At 60.4% G+C, this 12,345-nt stretch carries 9 protein-coding genes; 8 read left to right on the top strand and 1 reads right to left on the bottom strand.

Annotation, left to right across the window (positions count from 1 at the left end):
• Positions 1-5 precede the first annotated feature (5 nt).
• Positions 6-764 carry an MBL fold metallo-hydrolase gene (locus ACT3IC_RS20395; protein ID WP_159338857.1) on the top strand — a complete coding sequence of 253 codons (759 nt, stop codon included), beginning with the start codon at positions 6-8 and terminating at the stop codon, positions 762-764.
• Positions 761-1,789 carry a LacI family DNA-binding transcriptional regulator gene (locus ACT3IC_RS20390; protein ID WP_159338855.1) on the top strand — a complete coding sequence of 343 codons (1,029 nt, stop codon included), beginning with the start codon at positions 761-763 and terminating at the stop codon, positions 1,787-1,789. Before ACT3IC_RS20395 ends, ACT3IC_RS20390 begins: the two co-directional genes overlap by 4 nt.
• On the opposite strand, the gene ACT3IC_RS20385 is transcribed toward ACT3IC_RS20390, so the two are convergent.
• Complete coding sequence (locus ACT3IC_RS20385; protein ID WP_103179645.1) at positions 1,786-3,279, bottom strand: MFS transporter; 1,494 nt, start codon at positions 3,277-3,279, stop codon at positions 1,786-1,788. The two genes, ACT3IC_RS20390 and ACT3IC_RS20385, sit on opposite strands and share 4 nt — an antisense overlap.
• Positions 3,280-3,394: 115 nt before the next feature.
• Here ACT3IC_RS20385 and ACT3IC_RS20380 point away from each other — a divergent pair, with 115 nt between their 5' ends.
• The 6 genes from ACT3IC_RS20380 to narI all read left to right on the top strand — a co-directional run bounded on the left by ACT3IC_RS20380 (position 3,395) and on the right by narI (position 12,278).
• On the top strand, positions 3,395-3,970 hold the full coding sequence (locus ACT3IC_RS20380; protein ID WP_473479010.1) for a TetR family transcriptional regulator: 576 nt from the start codon (positions 3,395-3,397) through the stop codon (positions 3,968-3,970).
• A gap of 196 nt (positions 3,971-4,166) precedes the next feature.
• Positions 4,167-5,558 carry a NarK family nitrate/nitrite MFS transporter gene (locus ACT3IC_RS20375; protein ID WP_103179647.1) on the top strand — a complete coding sequence of 464 codons (1,392 nt, stop codon included), beginning with the start codon at positions 4,167-4,169 and terminating at the stop codon, positions 5,556-5,558.
• A 66-nt stretch (positions 5,559-5,624) separates the two neighbouring features.
• Positions 5,625-9,365, top strand: a complete 3,741-nt coding sequence (locus tag ACT3IC_RS20370; RefSeq protein ID WP_473479007.1) for a nitrate reductase subunit alpha — start codon at positions 5,625-5,627, stop codon at positions 9,363-9,365.
• Positions 9,362-10,906, top strand: a complete 1,545-nt coding sequence (narH, locus tag ACT3IC_RS20365) for a nitrate reductase subunit beta (protein WP_473479005.1) — start codon at positions 9,362-9,364, stop codon at positions 10,904-10,906. Before ACT3IC_RS20370 ends, narH begins: the two co-directional genes overlap by 4 nt.
• Positions 10,906-11,601: a nitrate reductase molybdenum cofactor assembly chaperone gene (narW, locus tag ACT3IC_RS20360; RefSeq protein ID WP_473479002.1), complete on the top strand. Its 696-nt coding sequence runs from the start codon at positions 10,906-10,908 to the stop codon at positions 11,599-11,601. The genes narH and narW overlap by 1 nt, the downstream gene beginning before the upstream one ends.
• A complete protein-coding gene (gene narI / locus ACT3IC_RS20355) occupies positions 11,598-12,278 on the top strand; it encodes a respiratory nitrate reductase subunit gamma (RefSeq protein WP_103179651.1) in 681 nt (226 codons plus the stop codon). Before narW ends, narI begins: the two co-directional genes overlap by 4 nt.
• Positions 12,279-12,345 lie beyond the last annotated feature (67 nt).

Raw genomic sequence — 12,345 nt, 5'->3', positions numbered from 1 at the left:
GCGAAATGAAAATAGATATTCTGGGTTGCGGCAGTGCTTTCTCCCTGCTGAATAATACGTCGGCAATCCGGGTCATCGATAACGCGGGCTATCAGCTGCTGATTGATTGCGGGCCAACCATTCCCCGCGCCTTATGGCAACGGGGACTGGACGTAAACGACATTGATGCCCTCTTTTTCACCCATATCCATCCGGATCACTGCACCGGGCTGACGGCGCTCCTTAACCACTGGAAAAGTTTTCAGCGAACGAAACCGCTGATTATCTGGTCACAGCCTGCCCACCGCCCGGCACTGCTTGAGCTGGCAAACCTCGCGAACTGGCCGGATACCGGGCTCTGCTTTGCTATCGACTGGCGCGACAGCACGCCGAAGTGGCGCTGGCGGAACTGGCTCCTGCGGACCGCCTTTACCCATCACGAAATCCCGAACCTGGCCCTGCGGATTGAGGCGCCGGGCGCCACCCTGTTTTACAGCGGCGATGGCCGCCCGACCCCGGAAAGTATTGCCCTGATGGCGGGAGCCGATCTGGCCTTTCAGGAGTGCGCCTCGGCAACAGCGCTGCCCGGCGATGCCTCGCATGGCGATTTCCCCGACTGCCTGGCGCTCTTTACCCGGCTCAAACTGCCTGCGCTGGGCCTCTATCATTGCCACGACAGCGCCCGCCCCATCCTGGCGCAGGCCTGTCAGCCCCACCCTGGTCTGTTCGTCAGCGAAGAGGGCATGACCTTCGAGCTGCCCCTTCGCCGGGGAGAAACGCTGTGAGCGACGCCCCTCGCAAGCAGGCGGTGACCGCCGAGGATGTGGCGAGAAGAGCGGGCGTTTCCCGCGCCGTGGTCTCCCGCGCCCTGAGCAGCAACGGCAGCATCTCCCCCGCCACCCGGGAAAAGGTATTACAAGCCGCCCGGGAGCTCGGCTATCAGGTGAATTTTCTCGCCCAGGGATTGAACCGCCAGCGGAGCCAACTGATTGGGGTGATCGTCGCCCGCATTGGCGATCCCTTTCGCAGCAGTCTGCTGGAGGGATTACTGCATGAGATCCAGCGGCGCGGCTACCAGGCTCTGGTGAGCGAGATCACCGGCGAGGAGGATCTGGTTAACACTCTGCGACGCTTCACCCAGTTTCGCGTCTCCGGGGTGATAGTCACCTCAGGCAGGCCGCCGGAAGCTATCGTGAATGAGTGCGTCAGCCAGCAGATCCCGGTGGTCGGTATCAACCGCCCTCCCGACATGCCGTGGGTGGATTTTATCTGCTCGGATAACCAGCGCGGCGCACAGCTGGCTGCCGAACAGCTCTGGCACTCCGGGTGCCGTCGCTTCGGCTGGCTTAATCACCCGGCCTCCACCTGGGCGGGCGTGATGCGGGGCGAGGCATTTGTCCATGCGCTGCAACAGCTGGGGGTCGACACCCTGCGCCAGCTCAGCTGGCTCGCCGCCCCGACGGAGGGTTACGATGGCGGGCTGGCCACAGCCCTGGATTATCAGGCCGAGCTGCCGGAGGGAATTTTCTGCGCCAATGCGCAGCTGGCCTGCGGGTTTCTGGATGGGATGCGCCAGCGGGGCAAATCGGCCCCGCATGATTTTCATCTGATTGGCTTCGATAACACGCCGCAAAGCGGTCAGTTAAGCTATCAACTGACCACGCTGCATCAGGATGTCGCCGGGATCGCGCGCCGCGCCCTGACGCGGCTGCTGGCGCGGGCGCAAAACCCGCACCAGCCTTCGCAGGTGGAGTGGGTGAAGGTGGAGCTGGTTTACCGGCTCACCTCCCCCCGGCCCGAAGGGGCTTAGCCCCCGTCGCGCGGTACCTTCGCCAGGCTAAACCAGATCCCGACGGCCAGCAGCAGCAGCATCCCGCCTGCGCTGCCCAGCGCCACGCTGTGCGAGGTGATAAAGGCTGTTTTCGCTGCCTCAATCACCGATTCAGCAAGGGCTGGCGGCAGATCTTGCGCGACCTTCACCGCCTCGCCGATGGAGGAGGACGCGTGATCCGCCAGGCTGGCATTCAGCCCCTGGGGCAATTCAATAGACGCCGAGAAGCTGCGGGTCAGGAGCAGGCCAAAGATCGCGATCCCCAGCCCGGCCCCCAGCTCATAGGACATGGTTTCAATCGCCCCGGCAGCGGCGGCTTTCTCTTTTGGCGCGGCGGCCATAATGGCCGAGGTCGAGGCCAGCAGCGCGCTGGCGGCGCTAAACCCCAACAGCACCATCAGGCTCCAGGCCTGCCACTGCTGGGTGCTGAAGTCGAGCATCGACAGGCCAATGAAGCTGAGCGCACTCAGGCCCATGCCGCCGGTCGCCACGATCCGCAGCCCCAGACGCCCGACCAGCACCCCGGCGATCGGCCCGCTGAATCCACTGGCGACCATTACCGGCAGCATAAACATGCCCGCGTCAAAGGGGGTGAAGCCGTGGACAAACTGCAGCTCCTGGGCCATCAGCAGCTCAAAGCCCACCAGGGCGATCATCGCCGTCATCGCCATCACCACCCCGCTTAAAATAATTCGATGGCCGAACAGCCGCAGGTCGATCATCGGCGTGCGGGCGCGAAGCTGAATGCGGATAAATGCCAATAGCATCATTGCCCCGGTCAGCAGTGTCCCCGCCACCAACCACGGCGATATCGCCCCTTTAAGCGCGGTTTTGGCGCTGTAGACCAGCAGCAAAATCGCCACAATCAGCATCAGGGCATGGGTGATGTTAAGCGGCTGCTCGGGTCGGCCCTGCTGGGCGGGCACAAAACGCGCCGCCAGGGAGACCACCAGCAGCACGATGGGAACGTTGATTAAAAACACCGCGCCCCAGTAGAAGTGCGCCAGTAATATGCCGCCAATCAGCGGGCCGAAGGCCGCCCCGCCAGATCCCACCGCCGCCCAGACGCCGAGGGCAATATTGCGCTGGCGCGCATCGGCAAAGAGCGTGCGGATCCCGGCGAGGGTGGCGGGAATGATCATCGCCGCCCCGATGGCCAGCAGCGCCCGCGCCGCAATCAACCACCCGGCGGAGGGCGCAAACGCCGCCGCCAGCGACGAGAGGCCGAACAGGCTACTGCCCAGGATCAGCAGGCGTTTAAAACCGATACGATCCCCGAGCGCCCCCATCGGCAGCACCATCCCGGCCATCACCAGCGAGTAGATATCAATGATCCACAGCAGTTCATTGCCGCTGGCATCCAGGGTCATACTCAGCGTCGGGGCGGCAACGTGCAGCACCGTGGCGTCAATTGCGACCGGGATATAAACGAGCACAATAATCACTAACGCTACCCACTGACGAATCATAATTTTCCTTATTTGACCAAAACTGGACACATGTCCAGATTGCGATCCTACGGAAAGTTGAACGCATGTCCAGCTTTTTGTTACACTCGTGATCCCCCAGTTGAGAGTGAAAAAAATGAGCTATCTGAGCAAGGATGAACGGCGGGAAGCGATCCTGCAGGCGGCCATGCGCGTGGCGCTGAGCGAAGGCTTTACGGCGATGACCGTCAGGCGGATCGCGACCGAGGCACAGGTGGCGACCGGCCAGGTCCACCACCACTTTTCCTCCGCAGGCGAACTTAAGGCGCAGGCTTTTATCCGCCTGATCCGCACCCTGCTGGATGCCGACGTGGTGGCAGAAAACGCCAGCTGGCGCGAACGCCTGCATTCCATGCTCGGCAGCGACGATCGCAGTTTTGAGCCCTATATTCGCCTGTGGCGCGAGGCGCAGCTGTTAGCCACCCGGGACGAGGAAATAAAAGGCGCTTACGTATTAACTATGGAGATGTGGCATCAGGAGACGGTGGCGATTATTCGCGCCGGGGCAGAAGCGCAAGCCTTTACGTTAAAAGATCGGCCCGAAAATATTGCCTGGCGCTTAATAGGCCTGGTTTGCGGCCTGGACAGCTTTTACGTGTTATCCATGCCGGAGATGGATAAGACCGCATTTAATCAGCATCTGGAAAAATTAATCACCCTCGAACTCTATTAATGATTAATTTCGTTTAACTGTTACGATTTGTAACACATTAAGCGAGCCCACTTTTCCCCTCCCAGGGCAGTAGCTCGCTTTTTTTATCTATTCTTTTCAGAAGACTCCCAAAAACTTCCTACAACCTTCATCAAAATTTCAGACTTCCGTCTGATTGTACTTCTCTTTCTGCCGTTCGGATAAGCAAGAGGATAATATGTCGCAACAAACTGAGAAGAATAATCATTATCTTTTAAGTAACTGGAAACCGGAAAATCCTGCTTTTTGGGAAAATAAAGGCAAGCCGATTGCGCGACGAAATTTGGTTATCTCCGTGGCCTGTTTGCTACTGGCATTCTGCGTCTGGATGTTATTTAGCGCGGTGGCGGTCAATCTGAATAAGGTCGGTTTTAATTTCACCACCGACCAGCTCTTTATGTTAACTGCCCTGCCATCTCTCTCCGGCGCAATATTACGGGTTCCCTACTCCTTTATGGTGCCTATATTCGGTGGCCGTTACTGGACGGTATTAAGTACCGTCATTCTGATTATTCCCTGCGTCTGGCTGGGTATTGCGGTGCAAAATACCGCTACCCCCTATTCGGTATTTATTATTATCGCCCTGCTGTGCGGCTTTGCCGGCGCCAACTTCGCCTCCAGCATGGGCAACATCAGCTTTTTCTTTCCCAAATCGAAACAGGGCAGCGCGCTGGGTATTAACGGCGGGCTGGGCAACCTCGGCGTCAGCGTGATGCAGATGGTGGCCCCGGTGGTGATCTTCCTGCCGATGTTTACCTTTCTCGGGGTACATGGCGTGCCGCAGGAGGATGGCTCGTCCCTGTTTCTGGCGAACGCCGCCTGGATCTGGGCCCCGCTGCTGCTGCTGGCAACCGTTGCTGCCTTTTTTGGCATGAACGATATCGCCAGTTCAAAAGCAACCATCGCCAGCCAGCTGCCGGTGCTCAAGCGCCTTCATCTGTGGCTGTTGAGCCTGCTCTATCTGGCGACGTTCGGCTCGTTTATCGGCTTTTCTGCGGGCTTCGCCATGCTGTCGAAAACCCAGTTCCCGGACGTTAACATCCTGCATCTGGCCTTCTTCGGCCCGCTGATTGGCGCGCTGGCCCGCTCCGCTGGCGGGGTGATCTCCGACAAGCTCGGCGGCGTGCGCGTCACGCTGGTGAACTTCATCTTTATGGCAGTGTTTACCGCCCTGCTCTTCCTTACCCTTCCAGGCTCCGGTTCTGGCAGCTTTACCGCCTTCTATCTGGTGTTTATGGGGCTGTTCCTTACCGCCGGGCTCGGCAGCGGCTCGACCTTCCAGATGATCGCTGTCATCTTCCGGCAAATCACCGTCTATAGAGTGAAACTGCGCGGCGGCACGGAAGAACAGGCGCAGAAAGAGGCTGTTACCGACACCGCGGCCGCGCTGGGCTTTATCTCGGCGATTGGTGCCGTGGGCGGCTTCTTCATTCCCAAAGCCTTTGGCACCTCGCTGGCGTTAACCGGCTCCCCGGTGGGGGCGATGAAGGTCTTCCTGGTGTTCTACATCGTCTGCGTGTTCGTCACCTGGCTGGTGTATGGCCGTCGGCAAAAGCACGTCAAATCATAACGATATTCAATATTTTGTGAGCAGTGTAACCCCGGGGTGGTGCGTCGCCCCGTCAGGAGAAATGTCATGAGTAAATTGTTGGATCGCTTTCGTTATTTCAAACTCAAAGGCGACACCTTCGCCGATGGACACGGTCAGGTGATGCACACCAACCGCGACTGGGAAGACAGCTATCGCCAGCGATGGCAGTACGACAAAATTGTGCGATCCACCCATGGCGTAAACTGTACCGGCTCCTGTAGCTGGAAAATCTACGTCAAGAACGGGCTGGTGACCTGGGAAACGCAGCAGACCGACTATCCCCGCACTCGCCCCGACCTGCCGAACCACGAGCCGCGCGGCTGCCCGCGCGGGGCAAGCTACTCCTGGTATCTCTACAGCGCCAACCGCCTGAAGTATCCGCTGGTGCGCAAAAATCTGATTGAGCTCTGGCGCGAGGCGCTGGCGCAGCACAGCGATCCGGTGCTGGCCTGGAACGCCATCCAGAACGATCCGCAAAAGCGCCAGAGCTACAGGCAGGCCCGCGGCCACGGCGGGTTTGTCCGCTCAAACTGGAAAGAGCTGAACCAGCTTATCGCCGCCGCTAACGTCTGGACCATCAAACACTACGGCCCGGACCGGGTGGCGGGCTTCTCGCCCATCCCGGCGATGTCGATGGTCTCCTACGCCGCAGGCACCCGCTATCTCTCCCTGCTGGGCGGCACCTGCCTGAGCTTCTACGACTGGTACTGCGACCTGCCGCCTGCGTCACCCATGACCTGGGGCGAGCAAACCGACGTACCGGAATCCGCCGACTGGTACAATTCCAGCTATATCATCGCCTGGGGATCGAACGTGCCCCAGACCCGAACCCCGGACGCCCACTTCTTCACCGAAGTGCGCTACAAGGGCACCAAAACCATCGCCATCACCCCCGATTTCTCAGAAGTGGCGAAACTCAGCGACCAGTGGCTGGCGCCGAAACAGGGCACCGACAGCGCCTTAGCCATGGCGATGGGCCACGTGATCCTGAAAGAGTTCCACCTCGACAACCCGAGCGACTACTTCCTTAACTACTGCCGCCGCTACACCGACATGCCGATGCTGGTGATGCTCGATCCGCGGGAGGATGGCAGCCTGGTGCCGGGTCGGATGCTGCGCGCCTCCGACCTCGCCGACGGGCTGGGTGAAACCAACAACCCGGAGTGGAAAACTGTCGCCTATACCACCACCGGCGATCTGGTGGTGCCGAACGGCTCTATCGGCTTCCGCTGGGGTGAAAAAGGCAAATGGAACCTCGAGCCGCTGGCGGCAGGCCAGGAGACCGAACTGGCGCTCTCTCTGCTGGGCACTCACGACAGCGTCGCCGGGGTAGCCTTCCCCTACTTTGGCGGCAATGAGAACCCGCATTTTCGCAGCGTGAAGCAGGAGCCGGTGCTGGTGCGCCAGCTGCCGGTGAAAACGTTGACCCTTGCCGATGGCCGCCAGCTGCAGGTCGCCAGCGTCTACGATCTGATCCTGGCGAATTACGGCCTCGACCGCGGGCTGGAGGATAACCTCGCGGCCAAAGATTACGCCGAGATCAAAGCCTACACCCCGGCGTGGGGAGAGCAGATCACCGGCGTACCGCGTCGTCATATCGAGCAGATCGCCCGGGAGTTCGCCGACACCGCCCATAAAACCCATGGCCGGTCGATGATTATCCTCGGCGCCGGGGTCAACCACTGGTATCACATGGACATGAACTACCGCGGGATGATCAACATGCTGGTCTTCTGCGGTTGCGTGGGTAAAAGCGGCGGCGGCTGGTCGCACTATGTCGGCCAGGAGAAGCTGCGCCCGCAAACCGGCTGGCTGCCGCTGGCCTTTGCCCTCGACTGGAACCGCCCGCCACGGCAGATGAACAGCACCTCGTTCTTCTACAACCACGCCAGCCAGTGGCGCTATGAGAAACTCACCGCCCGGGAGCTGCTCTCCCCCCTGGCGGACGCCTCGAAGTTCACCGGCCACCTGATCGACTTTAACGTGCGGGCCGAGCGGATGGGCTGGCTGCCCTCCGCCCCCCAGCTCAACCTCAACCCGCTGCACATCAAGGCTCAGGCCGATGCGGTTGGCATGTCGCCCCAGGAGTACACCGCCCAGGCGCTGAAATCGGGCGATATCCGTATGGCCTGCGAGCAGCCGGACAACGGCAATAACCACCCGCGCAACCTGTTTGTCTGGCGCTCGAACCTGCTCGGCTCCTCCGGCAAGGGGCATGAGTACATGCTCAAGTACCTGCTGGGCACCGAAAACGGCATTCAGGGCGACGATCTGGGCACCACCGATGAGGTGAAGCCGGAAGAGGTGGAGTGGCAGACCGCCGCCATTGAGGGCAAGCTGGATCTGCTGGTGACGCTCGATTTCCGCATGTCCAGCACCTGCCTCTTCTCCGATATCGTCCTGCCCACCGCCACCTGGTATGAGAAAGACGATATGAATACCTCGGATATGCATCCGTTTATTCATCCCCTTTCCGCCGCCGTCGACCCGGCATGGGAGTCCCGCAGCGACTGGGAGATCTACAAGGGCATCGCCAAAGTCTTCTCTGAGGTCTGTGTCGGCCACCTGGGCACTGAAACCGACGTGGTGTTGCAGCCGTTACAGCATGACTCCCCGGCGGAGCTCTCCCAGCCGTTTGACATCGCCGACTGGCGCAAAGGTGAATGCGATCTGATCCCCGGCAAAACCGCGCCGACTATCGCCGTGGTGGAGCGTAACTACCCGGACACTTACGAGCGCTTTACCGCCCTCGGCCCGCTGCTGGACAAGCTCGGCAACGGCGGGAAAGGCATCTCCTGGAACACCCAGGATGAGGTCGATTTCCTCGGCAAGCTCAATTACGTCAAGCTCGACGGCCCGGCGAAAGGTCGGCCGCGCATTGAGACGGCCATTGACGCCTCGGAAGTCATTCTCGCCCTCGCCCCGGAAACCAACGGCCAGGTGGCGGTCAAAGCCTGGGAAGCGTTGGCGGAGTTCACCGGGCGCGAACACAGCCATCTGGCGCTGAACAAGGAGGACGAGAAGATCCGCTTCCGCGATATTCAGGCCCAGCCGCGCAAGATTATCTCCAGCCCGACCTGGTCCGGCATTGAGAGCGAGCATGTCTCCTATAACGCCGGGTACACCAACGTCCACGAGCTGATCCCGTGGCGCACCCTCTCCGGGCGTCAGCAGCTGTATCAGGATCATCTCTGGATGCGCGCCTTCGGCGAGAGCCTGGTGGCCTATCGTCCGCCGATTGATACCCGCAGCGTCAGCCATATGCGCGCGATCCCGCCGAACGGCTTCCCGGAGAAGGCGCTCAACTTCCTGACGCCGCACCAGAAATGGGGCATCCACTCCACCTACAGCGAAAACCTGCTGATGCAGACCCTGTCGCGCGGCGGGCCCATCGTCTGGATGAGCGAAACCGACGCCCGGGAGCTGGGCATTGAGGATAACGACTGGATAGAAGCCTTCAACGCCAACGGGGCGCTCACCGCCCGGGCGGTGGTCAGCCAGCGCGTGCCGCCGGGCATGACCATGATGTACCACGCCCAGGAGCGCATTCTGAACATTCCAGGCTCAGAAGTGACCGGACGGCGTGGCGGCATTCATAACTCCGTGACCCGCGTCTGCCCGAAACCCACCCATATGATTGGCGGCTACGCCCAGCTCGCCTACGGCTTTAACTACTACGGCACCGTAGGTTCTAACCGCGACGAGTTCATCATGATCCGCAAAATGAAAAACATTAACTGGCTGGATGGCGAAGGTAACGACCAGGTACAGGAGGCGAAAAAATGAAAATACGCTCACAGGTCGGCATGGTGTTAAATCTCGATAAATGTATTGGCTGTCATACCTGCTCGGTGACCTGTAAAAACGTCTGGACCGGGCGCGAAGGGATGGAGTACGCCTGGTTTAACAACGTCGAAACCAAGCCGGGCATCGGCTACCCGAAAAACTGGGAGGACCAGGGGGTGTGGCAAGGCGGCTGGATCCGCGGCATTTCCGGCAAGCTGACCCCGCGGCTGGGCGGCAAGCTGGGGGTGCTGTCCAAAATCTTCGCTAACCCGCAAATGCCGCAGATCGACGATTACTATGAGCCCTTTACCTTCGACTACCAGGATCTGCATCGGGCCAAAGAGAGCGAACATCTCCCTACCGCCCGTCCCCGCTCGCTGATTGACGGCAAGCGCATGGATAAAATCAAGTGGGGGCCAAACTGGGAGGAGCTGCTGGGCGGCGAGTTTGAGAAACGCGCCCGGGATCGCAACTTCGACCGGATGCAGAAGGAGATGTACGGCCAGTTCGAAAATACCTTCATGATGTATCTCCCCCGCCTGTGCGAACACTGCCTGAACCCAAGCTGTGCGGCGACCTGCCCGAGCGGCGCCATCTACAAGCGTGAAGAGGACGGCATTGTGCTGATCGACCAGGACAAATGCCGCGGCTGGCGCCTGTGCATCAGCGGCTGTCCGTATAAAAAAATCTACTTCAACTGGAAGAGCGGCAAGTCGGAAAAATGCATCTTCTGCTATCCGCGTATCGAATCGGGCCAGCCGACCGTCTGCTCGGAGACCTGCGTCGGGCGCATCCGCTATCTCGGCGTCCTGCTCTATGACGCAGACCGTATCCAGGAGGCGGCCAGCACCGAGCATGAAACCGATCTTTACGAACGTCAGTGCGACGTGTTCCTCAATCCGAACGATCCGGCGGTGATTGAAGAGGCGCTGAAACAGGGCATCCCCCAGAACGTGATTGATGCTGCCCAGCGCTCCCCGGTCTACAAACTGGCGATGGACTGGAAGCTGGCCCTGCCGCTCCACCCGGAATACCGCACCCTGCCGATGGTCTGGTATGTTCCCCCGCTGTCACCGATCCAGTCTTACGCCGATGCCGGTGGCCTGCCGCAGACCGACAGCATCCTCCCCGCGGTGGAAAGCCTGCGCATTCCGGTCCAGTACCTGGCGAACATGCTCAGCGCGGGCGATACGGGCCCGGTACTGCGCGCCCTGAAACGCATGATGGCGATGCGCCACTATAAGCGCTCCCAGACCGTAGAGGGGGTGACCGATACCCGCGCTATCGAAGAGGTGGGTCTGAGCGTGGAACAGGTGGAGGAGATGTACCGCTATCTCGCCATCGCCAACTACGAAGATCGCTTCGTGATCCCGACCAGCCACCGGGAAATGGCCCGGGACGCCTTCCCGGAGCGCAACGGCTGCGGCTTTACTTTCGGTGACGGCTGCCACGGCTCCGACACCAAATTCAATCTGTTCAACAGCAGCCGCATCGACGCTATCAACATCACCGAGGTGCGCGAACATGGGGAGGGAGAGTAATGCAGATCCTCAAAATTATCGCCCTGCTGATTGAGTACCCGGACGAGGCGCTGTGGGAGAGCCGCGACGAAGCCCTCGCCCTGGTGGCGCAGGACGCGCCGAGGCTGATGCCGTTTGCAGAGCACTATCTCGATGCCCCGCTGCTTGACCGGCAGGCCGAGTGGTGCGAGGTATTCGAGCGCGGGCGTGCCACCTCGCTGCTGCTGTTCGAGCATGTTCATGCTGAATCCCGGGATCGCGGCCAGGCGATGGTCGACCTGATGAACCAGTACGAGCAGGCCGGCTTGCAGCTCGACTGCCGCGAACTGCCGGACTATCTGCCGCTCTATCTGGAATATCTGAGCATCCTGCCCGAGGCGCAGGCGCAAGAGGGACTGCAAAACGTGGCGCCGATCCTGGCGCTGATTGGCGGGCGATTAAAACAGCGGGAGGTGATGCAGTATCAGCTGTTCGACGCCCTGCTGAAATTCGCAGGCAGCAAGCTATCAAGTGACAGTGTCACGCAGCAGGTGGCAGGCGAAAAACGGGATGACACCCGCCAGGCACTGGATGCGGTCTGGGAAGAGGAACAGGTGAAGTTTATTGAAGATAACGCCACGGCCTGCGACAGCTCGCCGATGCAGCAGTATCAACGACGCTTTAGCCAGGACGTCGCACCTCAGTACGTGGACGTCAGCGCCGGAGGCCCAAAATGACACACCATCTGAACGTCTTTTTCTTCGATATTTACCCCTACATCTGCGCCGCGGTCTTTTTCCTCGGCAGCTGGCTGCGGTATGACTACGGCCAGTACACCTGGCGCGCCTCCTCCAGCCAGCTGCTGGATAAGCGCGGCATGAACTGGGGCTCTAATCTGTTCCACATCGGCATTCTGGGAATTTTCTTCGGCCACCTGTTCGGTATGTTAACCCCGCACTGGATGTACGCCTGGTTTTTGCCGATGGCGGTGAAACAGCAGCTGGCGATGATCGCCGGGGGGATCTGCGGGGTGCTGACGCTGATTGGCGGCTCGATGCTGCTCTACCGCCGCCTGTTTAACCAGCGGGTGCGGGCCACGTCGACCACGCCGGATATCGTCATTATGAGTATATTGCTGACCCAGTGCGTGCTCGGCCTGACGACCATTCCGTTCTCGGCGCAGTACCCTGACGGCAGTGAGATGCTCAAGCTGGTGGGATGGGCCCAGGGGATTGTCACCTTCCGCGGCGGTTCATCGGAGATGCTGAGCGGCGTGGCTTTTATTTTCCGCGTCCATCTGGTGCTGGGGATGACCATTTTCCTGATCTTCCCCTTCACCCGGCTGGTACACGTCTGGAGCGCGCCGTTTGAGTACATTACGCGGCGTTATCAGCTGGTGCGGTCGCGAAGGTAGCCCCCAGCCACGCCGGGTGGCAGCTGCGCCTTACCCGGCCTGAAAAGCGCACCACACCGTAGGCCGG

The organism is Leclercia sp. GHBNCSD, assembly GCF_055805075.1.
Note: the sequence above shows the minus strand (reverse complement) of the source record. Positions and strands in the feature narration are given on the sequence as shown.